Origin of the sequence: Dawidia cretensis, from assembly GCF_018598175.1 — a bacterium.
Lineage (GTDB): Bacteria > Bacteroidota > Bacteroidia > Cytophagales > Cyclobacteriaceae > Ohtaekwangia > Ohtaekwangia cretensis.
The window spans coordinates 234,479-251,510 of sequence record NZ_JAHESE010000004.1 but is presented as its reverse complement, the minus strand read 5'-3'; the positions used below and the strand labels follow the sequence as shown (position 1 = coordinate 251,510).

Annotated in this window: 13 protein-coding genes; 6 read left to right on the top strand and 7 right to left on the bottom strand. The window is 54.3% G+C overall.

The annotated features are described in order from the left end of the window. Positions 1–3: 3 nt before the first annotated feature. Together KK062_RS07325 and KK062_RS07320 are read right to left on the bottom strand one after the other, a co-directional pair. Positions 4–1,764 carry an asparagine synthase-related protein gene (locus tag KK062_RS07325; protein ID WP_254083614.1) on the bottom strand — a complete coding sequence of 587 codons (1,761 nt, stop codon included), beginning with the start codon at positions 1,762–1,764 and terminating at the stop codon, positions 4–6. 2 nt (positions 1,765–1,766) lie between these two features. Further along, positions 1,767–3,218: a lipopolysaccharide biosynthesis protein gene (locus KK062_RS07320; protein ID WP_254083613.1), complete on the bottom strand. Its 1,452-nt coding sequence runs from the start codon at positions 3,216–3,218 to the stop codon at positions 1,767–1,769. Positions 3,219–3,361: 143 nt separating this feature from the next. On the opposite strand from KK062_RS07320, the gene KK062_RS07315 reads away from it, so the two are divergent. Next, positions 3,362–4,357, top strand: coding sequence for an SMP-30/gluconolactonase/LRE family protein (locus KK062_RS07315; protein WP_254083612.1), 996 nt, complete (start codon positions 3,362–3,364; stop codon positions 4,355–4,357). A 284-nt stretch (positions 4,358–4,641) separates the two neighbouring features. Then, positions 4,642–5,367: a head GIN domain-containing protein gene (locus tag KK062_RS07310; protein ID WP_254083611.1), complete on the top strand. Its 726-nt coding sequence runs from the start codon at positions 4,642–4,644 to the stop codon at positions 5,365–5,367. A gap of 175 nt (positions 5,368–5,542) precedes the next feature. Here KK062_RS07310 and KK062_RS07305 read toward each other — a convergent pair whose 3' ends face one another. The 4 genes from KK062_RS07305 to KK062_RS07290 are packed head-to-tail and all read right to left on the bottom strand — an operon-like array spanning position 5,543 to position 10,407. Continuing rightward, complete coding sequence (locus KK062_RS07305) at positions 5,543–5,983, bottom strand: carboxymuconolactone decarboxylase family protein (RefSeq protein WP_254083610.1); 441 nt, start codon at positions 5,981–5,983, stop codon at positions 5,543–5,545. 59 nt (positions 5,984–6,042) lie between these two features. Continuing rightward, positions 6,043–6,618 (bottom strand): Crp/Fnr family transcriptional regulator, encoded by a 576-nt coding sequence (locus KK062_RS07300; protein WP_254083609.1) that lies wholly within the window; start codon positions 6,616–6,618, stop codon positions 6,043–6,045. A 15-nt stretch (positions 6,619–6,633) separates the two neighbouring features. Continuing rightward, positions 6,634–7,827, bottom strand: coding sequence for a DUF5009 domain-containing protein (locus KK062_RS07295; protein WP_254083608.1), 1,194 nt, complete (start codon positions 7,825–7,827; stop codon positions 6,634–6,636). A gap of 12 nt (positions 7,828–7,839) precedes the next feature. Beyond that, on the bottom strand, positions 7,840–10,407 hold the full coding sequence (locus KK062_RS07290; protein WP_254083607.1) for a family 20 glycosylhydrolase: 2,568 nt from the start codon (positions 10,405–10,407) through the stop codon (positions 7,840–7,842). A gap of 476 nt (positions 10,408–10,883) precedes the next feature. On the opposite strand from KK062_RS07290, the gene rbp reads away from it, so the two are divergent. After that, positions 10,884–11,207, top strand: coding sequence for an RNA-binding regulator (rbp, locus tag KK062_RS07285; RefSeq protein ID WP_254083606.1), 324 nt, complete (start codon positions 10,884–10,886; stop codon positions 11,205–11,207). A gap of 176 nt (positions 11,208–11,383) precedes the next feature. Here rbp and KK062_RS07280 read toward each other — a convergent pair whose 3' ends face one another. Then, positions 11,384–13,840 (bottom strand): ligase-associated DNA damage response DEXH box helicase, encoded by a 2,457-nt coding sequence (locus KK062_RS07280; RefSeq protein WP_254083605.1) that lies wholly within the window; start codon positions 13,838–13,840, stop codon positions 11,384–11,386. A gap of 105 nt (positions 13,841–13,945) precedes the next feature. On the opposite strand from KK062_RS07280, the gene KK062_RS07275 reads away from it, so the two are divergent. The 3 genes from KK062_RS07275 (at position 13,946) to crtID (ending at position 17,028) form a co-directional block, all read left to right on the top strand. Beyond that, positions 13,946–14,812: a MerR family transcriptional regulator gene (locus KK062_RS07275; RefSeq protein WP_254083604.1), complete on the top strand. Its 867-nt coding sequence runs from the start codon at positions 13,946–13,948 to the stop codon at positions 14,810–14,812. 230 nt (positions 14,813–15,042) lie between these two features. Beyond that, positions 15,043–15,543: an RNA polymerase sigma factor gene (locus KK062_RS07270; RefSeq protein WP_254083603.1), complete on the top strand. Its 501-nt coding sequence runs from the start codon at positions 15,043–15,045 to the stop codon at positions 15,541–15,543. Positions 15,544–15,546: 3 nt separating this feature from the next. Further along, positions 15,547–17,028, top strand: coding sequence for a bifunctional phytoene desaturase/3,4-desaturase (gene crtID, locus KK062_RS07265; protein WP_254083602.1), 1,482 nt, complete (start codon positions 15,547–15,549; stop codon positions 17,026–17,028). Positions 17,029–17,032 lie beyond the last annotated feature (4 nt).

Here is a 17,032-nt window from a genome sequence, read left to right as displayed (position 1 = left end):
GTTTTAGTGCTTCGCTTCGTACCGCCGGTATTTTTTGTTGAACACCTGCTGCAGCCAGATCTCCACGGTCACGGCCCCCATGACCTGTTTCATATAGTTGTGCTTGCCCTGCACGTGCGGCTCCAGAAACTTCGTCACGTAATCATCCGACGTGTATTGTGCATACAAGGCCGTTTTGGGATCGAGTAACTGACGGATCGCGGCGGCTGTTTCGGGTACTTTGATCCAATTGTATACATCCGTGTAGGAGGTCGGAATACCCAGCTTGTATTTTACGGCATATACCAGCTTGTTGTATTTCTTGCGCAGCGCATACGCCAGTGTGGGATGCTCCGTGAGCGGCACGCCGGACGAGGCGTTGGGTATGGTTTCGTAGAACGCCGGGTATTTGCGCAGCAGGGCGCGATAGTATACACCGCTGTTAACGCGGTACGCGTCGGGTAAGGCGTACGACAGCTCCATCAGCTTGTTGTCCATAAAGGGCACGCGCTGTGGTATGATCTTGGCGGCCTCCTCGGCGCCCATGCCGATCATGCGGCGGCCGCGGTTGTAGAACAGGTAGGGATCGACTTTGTCGAGGTCGAAGAAGGAGTCGTTCAGGTCGCACTGGGTATAGTAGGGACCATAGTAATGTCTGGCGACTTCCGTATTAATGCGTTGACTCAGGAAGGTCTTGCCTTTTTTGCTGAGGTAGGTGCCACCGATCACGGCATCGCCCAGGAATCCACTCAGGTTCACATCCATCACGGCAGCGATCTTGTCCATGAGGTGCGAGTAGTGCATGTGATACACGTTAAACATGCCGTCGGTCTTCCAGATGCCGCTGAAGCGCTGCTCCAGCCAGTGGTCGACATGCGTATCGTAGGCTATGTGTGTAACGCCGGCCACGGCAACGACCTGTTTGGCTACCGCCACATCCGCACTGCCTTCAATGCCAAAGGTATAGGTGGGTGGGTTTTGCTCGTGCACCGCGGCGAGAATGGCGCGGGAATCCATGCCGCCACTCAACGCTACGCCTACCGTATAGCCGTCGTGGATCGCGCGTGACTTGTTGGCCTGGTCCAGTAGCATGCCCATTTCTTCGGCGGCTTCATCCAGTGTCAGGGTCCGGGGCTTCATCGCGGCCCAGGTCCAGTATCGTTTCTGACGCAGGCTATCGTCGTCCAGCGAGTAGGTGTACCACGTGGACGGCGCGGCTACCCATACACCTTCGAACCAGGTGGTGTCGCCCAGGAAATGCTCCAGGTGCATAAAGCTGTCGACTACATCGCGACGTATGCGGGGTGTAAAGGTTTCGAGCTCGAGAAAACACTTTACCTCCGCGCCAAAGAGCAGGTGGCCCTGGCCGTGGTACAGATAGAACGGGCGCAGGCCATAGCGATCGACCAGGACGTGCAGTTGCCGGCGGTCGGTATCGTACAGCAAGGCAATGTATACACCGTCTACGCGGGCCAGCAATTGCTCTAAACGGCCGTCGCGATAGTGCCGCAAGAGCGTGTCGGCAAATACTTCGCCGGGGGCGGTTGCCAGCTCCGCCTGGTTGTAGATCTCACCGTCAACCCACGCGTGCAGGCCACCGGCTTGAGCATGGTTTCGTGTGGTTTCTAAAAAGCCAAAGAACGACCGGTGCACGATCAGCGCGCGATCGGCGAAGACAGGAACCTCGGTAGCCTTCGGAGAGTATACAGTCATTTGTGCCGCGCGGGCCACGGAAGCCTCGGTGACAGACAATGCACGACTACAGGCGCCTACAAATCCGGCCATCGTTATTTTAGTATTTTAAATGGGTCAATCAGTTTTATTTCGTTGCGGTACGCTGCGTACAACAGCCCTGTACACAATATGCCATAGCCCAGATGCACCGGTAGCGGATAATGGATACCCAGCAACGGCTCGCTGATCACGATGACCGCGAACATCAGCAGTGGAGCGACAAATAATTTAAAGGCATTAAAACGCATCTCATAGTCGTGCCGCAGATTATACCACAGCAACACCAGCTCGACCGCATAGGCCAATACCGCCGATGCCACAATGCCGTACAGCTGCCACCGCGAGATGAGTACGACCATCAGGCCGATCTTCAATGCCGAGACAAAAACGTTAATCACCGTGAGGGTACCCATCTTTTTCAAGATGGTATACGGTGTGACAAAATACAGGCGCATCGCGCGGAAAATAAAGATCACGGCGATATACGGTATATACGGCAGGGCCTCGCTGGCATAACTATTTTTCTTGACAAGCGGCGCTAAAATCGAGGGGATAAAAGCGATGGACAAGCATAGCACCAACAGTACAACCGACACCAGGCCATAGTAATAACGATTAATCTCCTGGGTAGCGGTCTTGACCGTTTGCTCGTTCATACGCTTCACTACCTTGGGACCAATGGTGCTGTTTAATCCGTTAAGCATGAGCTCCACCGGCACCAGGCACTTGATGGCAAAGTCATAGGTCGCCACCATCGAAAAAGTAAAGTAGGCGGCGATCATCAGCCGGTCGAAGTAATTGATTACCCACTGCAGGACCTGGTATACAAACGCCAGGGCATTAAACCGGGCCGACGTCTGCTGCCAGGGACTTTTGACGTGCCATCCATACGCGCGGAATACACGAAAGAGCACCCATAAGGTCATCAGGCCACCCGCCAGCAGCCGACCACCTAACGGACCGACCAGGGTATTTGGAAAAAGTACCATACCCGTAATCGACGCTGCGGCAATAATCGTAAAATTGATGACATTGGCCCACAGGTATGTCTCTGATTTCTCGCGTGTCTGCAGCAGGTTGCTGTGCACTTTGAAGATCGCCTGAAATACACCGATCCCCACGGAGATCAAACCATAGGGATAAAACGAAAGTTCTTTCCCCTTGATGAAATACGTAAAAATGAACTCACCGCTGAGCGCAAAAAATACTGTCAGCACGGCACCTAATAGCAGCATAAAAATAAACGCGGAGCTGACATAGGTGCCCAGGCGTGCGCGGTCGTGCTTGAGCTCATGATAGGTTACATATAACGAAGTATCAAAGCTATACGACGCGAGGATCTGCACCAATACCGAAAACGCCAGGCAGGTCATTCCCACACCGTACAGTTCGCCAGGCAAGTAACGGAGGTAAAACGGCATGAGGATCACCGCGCTCGCCATGGGCAGCATGCCTGCCACGGTATAGATCAACGAACTCTTAATGAACCCTTTACTGATGCGCACGGTGCCACTGGTATAGCGGGCAAAAGTAAGCACAAACCCCCGAAGATCACGCCCCGGCGCAAAAAACCTGCCGGCCCCTTGGAGGATACCCCGATCGGGCTTACTTTACCAGCACAATCGTTTGATGCCTAACCTTAGCCTGTATGAAATACGTAACCCTATCCGCTATGTTTCTTCTCCTGGCAGCCTGTACTTCCAAAGAAACCGGTCCCATCGGCACCGTAGAACGCCTCGACCCGTCCCTGGACGCCATTATACAACGGGGCACACAGCCAGAGGTGATTGCATCAGGCTTTGAGTGGAGCGAAGGCCCTCTCTGGCTCGAAGAGACCAAGACACTAATTTTCTCGGATGTACCCAAAAACACCATTCACCAGTGGTCGGAAGGAAAGGGTGTATCAGTGTACCTTACACCCTCCGGCTATACCGGCGAGACACCCCGCGGCGGCGAGATGGGCTCCAACGGCCTAACGCTTAGCCTGGATGGAAAACTGGTACTCTGCCAGCATGGCGACCGCCGCATCGCGATGATGGCCGCACCGCTCAGCAACCCGCAACCTAACTTTGTTACCCTGTCGGACACCCTCGGCGGCAAAAAGCTCAACAGCCCCAATGACGCCGTGTATCGCCCCAACGGTGACCTATACTTCACTGACCCGCCCTACGGTCTGCTTACCCAGTCCGACCAGGACAGCGCGAAAGAAACACCCATCAATGGCGTCTACCGCGTGTCGCATGGCAAGACCACGGTCGCGGTAGACTCGCTTACGCGCCCGAACGGCATTGCTTTTCTGCCCGGCGGCAAGACGTTCATCGTCGCCAACTCCGACTCGAAGAAAGCCATCTGGTACGCGTTCGACATTGCCGACAACGACTCGATCGTAAATGCCCGGATCTTCTATGATGCTACGAAAGCAGCGGAGTCCGAACAGGGACTGCCCGACGGCCTGAAGATCGACAAGCAAGGCAATATCTTCGCCAGCGGTCCGGGCGGACTTTGGATCTTTAACAGTGCCGGCAAGGTACTGGGCAAGATCAAAATGCCGGTGCCGGTATCGAACTGCGCCCTGACGGCCGATGAGAAAACTCTGTTTATGACGGCGGATATGCACGTGGTACGCGTACATTTGCGTGACTAAGGCCAGGCCCTACACTTTACTGATCATCTCTAAAACCGCTTTTCCGGATGCATGCCGTCGACCAAATAACCCCTGAAGTACTGCTTATTATGTGCATCGGCGGGATTGCTTTTATCCTGATATTCAAGGCCATATTCCGCAAAGGGAGGTAAGGTTTGTAGCTGGTTTGTTACCATCGCCGGCGAATCCGGCGATCAATGACGCTTTTAATCGTCAGGATGATTTTATAATTTCAACGGGGGGATCGTTATTTAGCCCCAGAACATTCAATGATCAAATTCTGTATGAAAAAGACACTTGCTCTCTCCGTAGCCCTTTTACTGGCCGTCGTGACGTTTGCTCAAACCACCAAAAAGGTCCTGGAACTCCCTGAGTTTAAGGGGATCTATGTAAACTCCAACTATACCGTTTACCTGAAGCAAACCAACAAGCAGGAGGTTACCGTAGAAGCCCTGACCGAGATTTTTTCGGTAAGCGATATCAAAGTAGAAAACGGCATCCTCATGATCAACATCGAGCGCAAGCCCGAGTCGCCGAACAAAAGCCTGTGGGCCAAGATCGACGACATCAAACTCAACCCTACCATGAAACTGTTCGTGAGCGTGAAAAGCATCAACGACCTGCAGGTGAACGGTGGCGGCAAGATTATCTCTGAAAACTCGATTGCCGCGGACTACGTAACCCTCGGCGTAAATGGCAACGGCGCCATGGACGTCGACATCAAAGGCAACACGGTAAAAGCCGACGTGAGCGGCTCCGGCATATTGACACTGAAGGGCTATGCTACCTCGATCGATGCTACGGTCAGTGGCTCGGGTGCTATCAAGGGCTTTAACTGCCCGCTGGAAACGGCAAAGGCCAAAGTTACCGGCAGCGGTACCGCTGAACTGAATGTGGCCAGCAACCTCGACGCGACCATTCAAGGCAGCGGCAGCATCAAACACAAAGGGAATACAAAGACCGCTACCAAGAAGATCTATGGATCCGGAACGGTGGACCGGGCTTATTAGTCGCTTATAGTATATAAAAGGCCATTCTGTCTTGCGACCGGATGGCCTTTTTCTGTGAGATCGTGGATAGAAAGAGCGTGGTGGCTCAACATGCGCGCTGGCGCGAGGTCTTTTTGCTTGTACCCGATGTCGGTTGTTTCTTTCTTCGCTCTCACACCCACGCTCACGCTGACTCCTACCGTGGTATCGGCATATGTGTACTAATCGCAATTCTATTCCAGGCATTGATCAGCACAATTGCCATAATGATCTGCGCGATCGTCTCTGCACGAAAGAACTTCTCAGCTCCTTTATAAGTCTCGTCCGTCACGCCTTTCTGGTGAATGAGCGTAACCTCCTCGATCAGCGCCAGGAGCGCTTTCTCTTCCTCTGTAAAGAGGTCTGTCTCGCGCCAGGCGCTGAGGACGAAGAGACGTTGTTGGGTCTCTCCGTATTTCAGGGCATCGCGGGTGTGCATGTCGAGGCAGTAGCTGCAGCCGTTGATTTGAGACGCGCGGATTTTGATCAGCTCTTTCTGGATCGGCGTCAGGTTGATTTTACTCAACGCGGTGACGAGGCCTATCATGCCTTTATAGGCTTCGGGAAATACCTGTTCGATTTTTACTCTCTGGTCCATAGTTGTTGTTTTGATGGATCAAAGGTATCGGGCCGTCCAATGGGAATTCTTAAACAGGTTTAAGATCGTTTCTTTGCGCGGATTTCGCTCAGGTATTCAGGCGTAAAGCCCAGGAAGGATGCCAGCAGGTATTGAGGAACCCGTTGCACGAACTCCGGGTATCGCCGGGCAAAGTTCAGGTACTGGTCTTCGCGCGAGAAGCTAAACTGCCCGCGAATGCGCTGCTGCGAGGCCGCGTGGGCACGCTGGTGCATGAGACGAAAATAGCGTTCGAGTAACGGGTATTGTTGCAGCATTTTTTCCTGCGCCTGGTAATGCAAGGCCAGTACCTCGGCACGCTCGACGGCCTGAATGGAAAACACGCCGGGCCGTTGGTGGGAGAATGAATCGTAGTCGGCCATCCACCAGTTCTCCAGGGCAAATTGAATTGTCTTCTCGTCGCCTTTGTCGCTAACGTAAAACATGCGCAGGTAGCCTTTCACTACGAAGTAATTCGAGTGACAGACGTTACCTTCCACCAACAGGTTCTCCTTTTTTTGGAGGTGCATCGGCGTGAAGTATGCCAGTATCCCGGGCATGTCTTCCTCCGGGATACTGACAAACTTTTGAATATGCTGTTGTAAGGCAGATTGCATACGCAACTACGTTGGCTACAGCTGCAACCTGATCTTGAGCTTATTCAACCCGATCACGAGGGCCATGACGGCCACCGCGAACACCAAGGACCACACAATGCCGACGACCCCTTCGTACAGGAAGCCGGGAAAGTGTGTATGGAGCAGGCGCAGCAATGCGTACAAGATAAACGGTATGATATACGTCAGCAAGGGGTTGGAGGCCGCGGGCTTAAAAAAGGCCGTCCAGCGACTGACGTGCTTCAAATCGATGAGCCAATACAGGAATGTGAAGATGACACAGCAAATCGCCGCGCTGTAGAGAGCCCAGGACGGCGTCGCGAAGATCTTCGAGATCTTATAGTAAGGGCGCGCCAGAAAGGCGGCGGCCACCAGGATAAGCGCAAAGGCAAGCACTTCCAGCAACCGGCGGTCATTGGTATGGGCGTGCTTGCGGTCAAAGAATATGAGCGATGCCGCAATACCGCAGAGCACGATGGCCGTATGGATGGCGTGTCCCATCTGGCCGACAGTCCAACCCAGTACCGGCACGTCGCTGACGATCCCGGCTTTGCCCAGTATATACAGTCCTAAACACAGCACGATCCCCGCGCAGATTCCGGCCAGCTTGCCACGCACGAGCTGGTACCACAGGCAGGCTACCAGGTACGCCCAGCCGATGAGGCCGAGGATTCCCCACCACTGCGGTGTCATCGTGCCGGTGCCGTCTTCGCCACCCCGGTACAGCCATGCCAGCACCAGCAGTAATACGGCGCCCGTCGCCCGGAGCGCGTAGACAACAGGCTTGCTCAGGGAAGTATAGACATTCCAAATCAGGATCACGCCCACGTAGAACAACAGCGACCACAAGGCCAGCGGTATGGCCATGGCCGCTTCGTTATAGCCGCCTTCGGCGTTGACCATAAAGAAGCCCAGGACCAGTAGCCCCAGGGTGCGAAAGAGTATGTGGGCGTTTAGCTGGCCCACGCTGTCGCCTTTGGCCCGGCGACTGGCCATGGCGAAGGGAATGGACATTCCGACAATAAACAGGAAGGCCGGAAACACCACGTCGACAAACGTCATGGCATCGGCTGTCGCCGGCATATGTTTCATCCACGCCGGTATGCCTTGTACACCGGCCAGCTCGTTGACAAAGATCATGACCAGGATCGTAATGCCGCGAAAGGCATCGATCGATAACACGCGTTGGGTGGTTAGGGAGTTTTGCATGGGGCTATCGGTTTAGGGGTTCTTAACAGTACTGGTCTTTCCCGCGCGGCCACGGGTGTTGAATGCTTTTATTTTAATATCGCCTTTGGCGGCAATGGGCGCCGTATAGACCGGGCTCTTCACCGTCGGCTCCGTGCCGTCGGTGGTATAGCGCAACGTAAAGCCCGGCAATTGTTGATTCAATGCTACTTTGCCGTCGACCACGGTTGCCCCCGGCGAAGGTATGCGGTATTGGAAACCACCGGCATAATAATCCAGGCGTGGCAGCTCGCGGGTGCCGACGGTTGTCGCGAAGGACGACCAGGCATCTGCATACAGCGCCTCGCTGCGGGCCGGATCTTTCTCCGTAGCCCATGCCGGGTCTGCGGCCCAGGCGCGTTCCGCCAGGCCCAACATCTTCGGCAGTATTTTATACTCCAACTGCTCCGGACCACGCACGGTCTCGGACCAGATCAGTCCCTGAATGCCTACGACGTTTGACTTACCATAGTCCGTCAGACGTTCTTTACCCATAAAGATCGATCGATCCAACGGATTGCCCAGACGGTCTTCTTTGGCATTCTTGAAATAGTCGTATGGAATGAAATAGAAGAGCTTGTCGACATCCACAAACGCGCCCCAGTAATATCCGGGCTCGTCGAAGGCCTTATATACCGACATGTCGAAGTACATATTGCTCACGCACGACAGCACAACCTTGTAGCCGGCGTTGGCCAGTCGGTAGGCCAGGTCTTCGGCGCCCCAGCCCAGGGCGTTGTTCCAAACGTCTACCTGGAAGCCCTTCTGCACAAAGTCGGGATTGGGTATATACTGCGGGTTGCCGTCAAGTTGTGTCTTGCGCATGGCAATCTCTTCCCAGCCATACATATACAAACCCTTGCCGGCGGCCATGCGACTTACTTTACCGTAGAAGTAATACCACAGGTCGTTGGTTGTTTTGATCGCCGGCTCGGCGGCCATGAGCTTCTTCACGGCGGGGGACTTCTCCCACACCCCCGCGGGCACTTCGTCACCACCGTAGTGAACCGTTTTGAGCGGTGCACCGGCTTCTTTATACATGGCAACCAGCTCGTCGGTCACTTTTTCGAGGAACGTATAGGTGGATGGCATGGCCACGTTAATGACGTTGTCCGTCCAGCCCTGCACCGAGTGATATTCGGAAGCGTCTTCCGGATCGCTCAGCAGGTAGCGGGCAGCTTCGTCGCGTCTCCCCTCCTTTTGCAGGCGTTTGTAGCGAACGTTCATCGCGACCACGGCGGCGCGTGCATGGCCCGGTGTTTCCAACTCGGGAATCACTTCGATGTGCCGCTCGGTAGCATACTTCAGAATCTCGATATAGTCCGCGCGTGTATAATGGCCCGAACCAATGCGGCCGTTCACATCCGGGCCGGAGCCAAACGATGGTTGCAGGTAATCTTCGCCCGTGACGGTATGCCCGCGGCGTGCGCCGATCTCGGTCAGCTCCGGCAAGCCGGGTATCTCCAAACGCCACCCTTCGTCTTCGGTCAGGTGAAAGTGCAACACGTTAAGCTTGTATAGCGCCATCAGGTCGAGCAGCTTCAGGATCTCTTTCTTCTCCTGGAAGTTGCGGCAGACATCGATAAAGAAAGCGCGGTGTCCAAAGCGCGGCGCGTCCTGTACCATCGTTTCCGGAATGCGAATGACGTTGGCGGGTGCGGCCCACGCCGTCGGTGGTATCAGGGTCTTCAACGACTGTATACCGTAGAATATACCGTTGGCGGAACCTGCCGTGATGGTAATCTCCGCTGACTTTACGTCGAGGGTATAGGCCTCTTTGGGCATTGCCTTCTGTTGCAATACGATCCTGGCGGTACCCCCCGTGGCTGCTGATAAGAGCGGGCGTTTGCCGAGCAAGGTAGCCAGCTCGCCCGCCAGGTAATTGGCTTCGCGTTTAAAGGCAGCATCTGCCTGGATGGGTACTTGCGGTGTAAGAATGAAGGTGCCCTGGCCGCCGCGGTAGGATACCGGTGTCGGAAAGATGGGCACTTGTTGTTGTGTGGGTACGTCGTGGTATAGCTTGTTTTGCTCGTATAGCACCTGCGGTGTGATGAGTCCGATCTTGTCGGCTTCAAAGCGGTTGTACTGGCGCGGCTCGGTCGACGGCAAAATGGTATAGTTTGTTACCGGCACACCCACGGCAGGTGCATCCTGCCAGACCAGGTATAATCCGGCGGGCGCGTCGGTATAATTGATCACCCAGTCGTGTGCCATAAATTCTACGCGTAAGGATTTACCGGCGGGCAACCCGGCAAAGTCGGTTTGCGGCGTGAGGCGGAACAAGTCGCCGTTCAGGCGCTCGACGTTTACCCCGCCCGTGGTGGTGCCTGCGATGGGGGTGCGGATAAAGTTGAAGTAAAGCGTCCACCCTTCCCTGGGGAAGTCCGTCTTGCCGGTGTTGGTGAACGTAAAGGCCGAGAGGAATTGGGTTTTGCCCTGGTAGTTGTTTTCGACAATCTCCCAGCGCACCTGCAGGTACCTGGCGTCAAAGCCGGGGGCTGCCACGGTGGGTGCTGCCAGGGCGAGGACCAACAGCCAGGCAGCCAAAAATGTTCGCGTCATATTGGGTTGTTCGGTTAGGTCGGCGAATATGCGGAATTGTATTCTATCAAACTACCGTGTGCGCATGTGTCTGCACGCATTATCGTGCTTTTGCCGGAACACACGGTGAGTGCACCGTTGTGGGCTTGCGTGCTTCCGGGCGACGTTTGTCGTGTAGGGCAAACGATACCTCTGCCGCTTTTGGCGCGTCCAGCGCAACGGTTTGAAAAACGTGATTTATATCCTCCAACGTGTATTCCTCGGGCGGTAAAAAAGGCGGAGTAATGGGTATCGGGAAGGCACCGAAATTGTCCGAAACACTAAAAAAGCTGCGTTTTTAGGCTGGAAACAAGGAAAAGCGGCAAAATTTGAAAATTCAAAAAAATCCTTACCTTGCATATGTTAATTGTCACGCTTACTCAAAACCCCTCTATGTAGTTTGCAGGTTAAGTTTGCCAGTTCACACAAACTAATTTCTCATTTACTATTTTTCAACAATGAACATTTACGTTGCCAACATCCCTTTTAAGGCGTCCGAGCAGGAATTGAAGGGATTATTCGAAGAGTATGGCGAAGTTTCTTCTGCCAAGATTATCATGGACAAAGTAACGCAGCGCAGCCGTGGTTTCGGTTTTATCGAAATGGCGGATGAGTCTGCTGGTCGTCAGGCTATTACTAGCCTTAACGGATTCAACTTCCTCGGCAAAACCCTGGTTGTAAACGAAGCAAGACCGAAGACCGATGCTCCCCGCAGTGGCGGTGGCGGCTACAGAAGCGGTGGCGGTGGTGGCGGTGGTTATAACCGCAGAAACGACTATTAATCCCCAATGGAAATACAAATAATGTCCTGGCCTCCCTGTCAGGACATTTTTGTTTAGGTGCTCCGCCCGACAGTTACGTTACGCCATTATTAAGCGTTGTTAATACACTATCACTGAAACAACTCCTCTTCTCGCAGTTTTCCTACATATTTCTTCCCGAAGGTACATGTCGTGCGTCACGATTCGTCGTATTCCACCACCATCTTGCGGATGCGGTCTTCGATCTTCTCGGTCGTAAGCTTTTCGCGCATGCGGTCTACCATGATCGGGAAAGCAAACGGCGTTGGTTTGGGTGGATACGTGATCATGATCTTTTGGCGCGCAATGCGGTCCAACGCCCGGCGCAGCCGTGCCTCCTCCAGCTGAAAGTCCATTACCTCTTCATACGCCTGCCGCAAGAGCAGGTTGTGACCCTCGTAATCGTGAAAGACGTTAAAGAACAGCTGCGACGACGACTGCAGGTGGCGGTCCTTGACCGGCTTGCCCGGATAACCTTTAAACACCAAGCCTGAAATGGCGGCGATGTCGCGAAACTTGCGGCGGGCCATCTCCGTGGAGTTGACACTGGCTTGAATATCTTTGAGCAGGTCGGTGGTGCCGAGCACGTCGGTCTCCAGGGCTTCTTCGATCGGAATGGGCTGATCCGACAACAGCTCGAAGCCATAGTCGTTCATGGCGATCGAAAACGTGATGGGCTGGATCTGCGCAATGCGATACGCCACCAGAGCGGCGATACCTTCGTGCACAAACCGGCCTTCAAAAGGGTACATGATAACGTGATACCCTTCATCACTCTCAAAGTATTCTACCAGGAAATCACCCGCGCCGGGCAAGTGCGAGCGCTGGCGTTGCAGGTCGAACAGCGGCTTTAAAAACGTCAGCTCTTCGTCGTGCTCCACACCACGCACGACCTCGTCGAGCTTGTTGCGTATCAGCTCGCTCATCTGCGACGACAGCGGCATACGTCCCCCCTGCCACGACGGCACCCGGCCCGACTTTTTGTTGGACTTGCGCACCTGCGCCACCATGTCCTTGACGCGTACCAGCTCCAGGTTGCGGCCCGCAAACCAAAATACATCGCCGGGACTCATGCGTGTTATAAAGTACTCTTCGATTGTGCCCAGGTATTTGCCCGACAAAAACTTGACGTGCATAGAGCTGTCGCTCACAATGGTGCCGATCGACAAGCGGTGACGCATGGCAATCGCTCTGTTCTCGACACGGTATATACCGTTTTGCAACACCACCTTGCGGTATTCATCGTATGCCTGTAAGGAGTCGCCGCCATGGGTGAGGAAGTTCAGCATCCAGTGCCATTCGTCGTCGGTCACGCTGCCAAAGCTGAAGGTGCCGCGTATTTCGGCCAGCGTAGTGTCAGGCTCAAAACCGTCTGACACGGCGAGTGTCACCAGGTATTGCATCAACACATCAAACGAACGGAGATAGGGCAGCCGGTCTTCGACTACCTTGCGGACAATGGCTTCGCGTATAGCGGCTGCTTCGATGAGCTCCAGCGAGTGCGTCGGCACAAAGTATATACGGCTTACCGCGCCGGGCTGGTGACCGCTGCGGCCGGCACGCTGCAAAAAGCGCGCAACACCTTTCGGTCCACCGACCTGTACGACCGTTTCCACCGGACGAAAGTCCACGCCCAGGTCGAGACTGGAGGTACAGACTACGGCCTTGAGCTTGCCCAGGTGGAGTTGCTCTTCTACCCAGTTGCGCAGCTCCTGGCTGATCGAGCCGTGGTGCATGGCCATGAGCCCCGAAAGCTCGGGCGCTTTGTCGAGCATCTTTTGATACCAGATCTCGGCAAACGACCGCGTATTGGTAAAGATGAGCGTCGTCTTACTGTTGCGTACGATCTCAATTACCTTCTCTAACAATACTATACCCAGGTGACCTGCCCACGGCATACGCTCCAGCGTGTCGGGCATGACCGAGATCACTTCGATCTCTTTATGAAGGTCGGCGCGTATCACGCTATAGGGACGCTCGTGGTAATAATTACCAAGCAGTGCCTGCAGGGCTTCGTCCATGTTGCCGATCGTCGCCGAGATGCCCCATACCTTAAGTGCCGGCACGACTGTCTTGAGCCGCGACAGGGCCAGCTCCACCTGTACGCCACGTTTGCTGCCCATGAGCTCGTGCCATTCGTCGGCGACCAATATCTTCAATTCTTTGAAGAAGTCAGCATAGCCTTTCGATGCCAGCAGCAAATGCAGGCTTTCGGGTGTCGTGATCAGCAGCTCGGGTGGTTTGCTGCGTTGCGCGGCGCGCTCCTTGGTGGATGTATCGCCGGAGCGCACGCCGATGCGCCAGGGCAGCTCCAGTCCGTCGATAAGGCGGCGGGCCGACAGCTCGATCTCTTTGGATAGTGCGCGGATGGGCGTGATCCAAATGGCTTGCAGTCCGGCATTACGGCGCGTCTTATAGTCGTCGGGATGACGGCGTATATACTCCAGCATGACCGGCATCAGAAGTGAATAGGTCTTGCCGCTGCCGGTGGGCGCATTGACCAGACCACTGCCGCCATCCAGGTACGCCTGCCATGACTCTTCCTGAAAAGGAAAAGGACGCCAGCCCTGCGCGGAAAACCAGTCTTTTGCTATTTTTAAAACCTCCACCGACATACCGAACCAGGGTTGGAATCAGGAATATAGAACATCGCGCAGATAATGACAGATAAAAGAAACATTTTTGGGCTTCTGTGGTTTTTAGAACGGTAATCAGCGGTTATGGGTAAATATTCGATCAAGGAACTTGAAAAGCTCTCCGGCATCAAAGCGCACACAATCCGCATCTGGGAGAAACGTCATAAAATAATTGCGCCCGCCCGCACCACCACCAACATCCGGTTTTACTCCGACGACGACCTCAAGAAGCTGATCAACGTTTCGCTGCTCAACAACAACGGCATCAAGATCTCGCGTATTGCCGACATGAGTATCGAAGAGATGAACCGCAAGGTACTTGAGATCAGCGAGCTGCACAGCGACGCCGCCGTGCACATCGATCAACTCGTGCTGGCCATGATCGGCCTGGAAGAAGAGATGTTTGAGAAGAATCTGAATACGCTCATTTTGCGCTACGGTTTTGAGAAGACCATCTCCGACATCATCTACCCCTTTCTCGAAAAGATCGGCATCCTCTGGCAGACCCAGAACATTACGCCGGCCCACGAACATTTTATCTCGAACCTCATCCGTCAGAAGATCATCGTTGCGATCGACGGCCTGACCCTTCCCGTCAAGGGAACACGCAAAGCGCTGTTGTATCTGCCCGAAGGCGAAATGCACGAGCTGAGCCTGTTGTTCTCCAACTTCCTGGCACGCAAAGCGGGCTATCGTACATACTATCTGGGTCAGAACGTGCCATACGAAGACCTGGTCAAGATCGTGGAGATACACCAGCCCGGCATACTGATAACGGTTATTACCGGTCCGCTGACGGGCAGCCTCGAAACGTATTTCAAAAAGCTCTCGACCGACTTCCCGAACGCCACGGTGCTGGCCTCGGGTGTGCAAACCACCCGGTTCCAGGGCGAGAAGTTGGGCAACGTGCAGATCTTTTCTACACCCACCGAGCTACAACGCTTCTTCTAACGCAGCTTAAACAGCTTTAATCTTTAAAATCCCACGGAATCGTTAGCGGGTATGATATTTTCATTGTGTAAATTATCTATGTAACGGACGCCCACCGCCTGTCCCGTCATTTTACGCTCGTACTGTTTCGTTTAGTTTTTTAAACAAAAAACTAAACAATTATTGCTTAAAATTGGTCTTTCTCTATATTTGTTGAATATAAATTAGGTGTTACTTAAACAAAAAAGACCATGACCTCTGTTGAATTCACCTATCAGATTGCCCGCCTGCGGCCTACGCTGCAGATGTTTACGCGTCGATTCACCCGCAACCGTGAGGAATCGCATGACCTGGTGCAGGACACCATGCTCAAAGCCCTGCTATACCGTGACAAGTTCCGCGACGACTCAAACCTGAACGGATGGCTCTTTACCATCATGCGGAACACGTTCATTAACAATTACCGCCGCGCACAGCGCGCGCGCACTACGCACGATGGGACCAAGGAGCTGTATTTCCTCAACGTAGAGGAAGAACACACCTTTGCCCGTCCGCAGGAGCGCCTGCAGTTCCAGGAGATCTGGCGCAATGTGCACGCCATCAAAAACGACCTGCTGATGCCGTTTAAGATGTATACCACCGGCTATCACTACCACGAGATTGCCGAGCGACTGGGCATTCCCATCGGCACGGTGAAGAACCGCATCTTCCAGGCACGTAAAGAGATTCAGAAAAGACTGCAGGGTTACTAAACCATGGGGCGCGTAGCAGTGATCGGTTCCGGCTTTGCCGGGTTGTCGGCAGCGTGTTTCCTGGCACGTGACGGCTTTGAGGTAACGGTTTTCGAAAAGAACGCCCAACCCGGTGGACGTGCCAGCATGTTTCGGGCCGATGGCTTTACGTTCGATATGGGGCCCAGCTGGTATTGGATGCCCGATGTATTCGACCAGTTCTTCGAGCAGTTTGGTAAAAAGACCGCTGACTATTACACGCTCGAGCGACTCGATCCCTCCTACCGTATTGTATATGCCGCGGGGGATGTACTCGACGTACCCGCGGGCACAGAAGCCCTGTGCCGAATGTTCGAGCGGGTAGAGCCCGGCAGCCGCCGGCAGCTCTTGCGTTTTTTAGAAGAAGGTAAATTTAAATACGACATCGGCATGCGCGACCTGGTATACCAGCCCGGACTGTCGGTGCGCGAGCTGTTGCGTGCGGACGTAATCAAAAGCACGTTTCGCCTGCACGTATTCCAATCTATTTCGGCATACATCCGAAAGTTCTTTCGTAATCCGCGACTTATACAGTTGCTGGAGTTTCCCGTACTCTTTCTGGGCGCATCGCCGGAAAAGATTCCTGCGTTATACAGTCTCATGAACTATGCCGACATGGCGTTGGGCACCTGGTACCCGCAGGGCGGCATGTATCGCATTATTGAAGGCATGACGGCGCTGGCCCGCGAGCTGGGCGTACGGTTCGCCTTTAACAGCCCCGTAGAAAAGCTGGTGCTGGAAGGCTCGGAAGCCACCGGCGTAGTCGTCCACGGCGAATTCCAGGCATTCGACTATATCGTGGCCGGCGCCGATTACCACCATGTGGAACAGCATCTGCTGCCCCCGTCGCACCGGCAGTATAGCGAGGCCTATTGGCAAAAACGCGTGCTGGCGCCGTCGAGCCTGATATACTTTCTCGGCATCAACAAAAAACTCCAGGGGTTGCTGCACCACACGCTTTTCTTCGACGAAGACTTTCGCCTGCACGCCGCGGAGATCTACGACCGGCCGCAGTGGCCTTCGGCGCCCCAGTTCTATGTTTCCTGTCCGTCGCAGACAGATCTAACGACCGCGCCCGACGGTTGCGAAAACCTTTTTATACTAATCCCCGTCGCCCCCGGCCTAACGGATACAGCGGCGATCCGCGAGCACTACCTGCAGCGCGTGCTGACGCGTCTCGAACAGCTCACGGGACAATCGGTGCGTGAGCATATTGTTTACCAACGCAGCTATGCCCACCAGGATTTTATACAGGACTACAATGCGTTTAAGGGAAATGCTTATGGGCTCGCCAATACCTTGTGGCAGACGGCAAACCTGAAGCCTTCCATGCGAAACAAAAAGGTGCGTAACCTGTTCTATACAGGCCAGCTTACAGTACCGGGCCCGGGTGTACCACCCGCCCTGATATCGGGCCAGGTGGCCGCGCGTGAGCTTATTAAAACCCATCAGGAATTTGTACATTAATTGT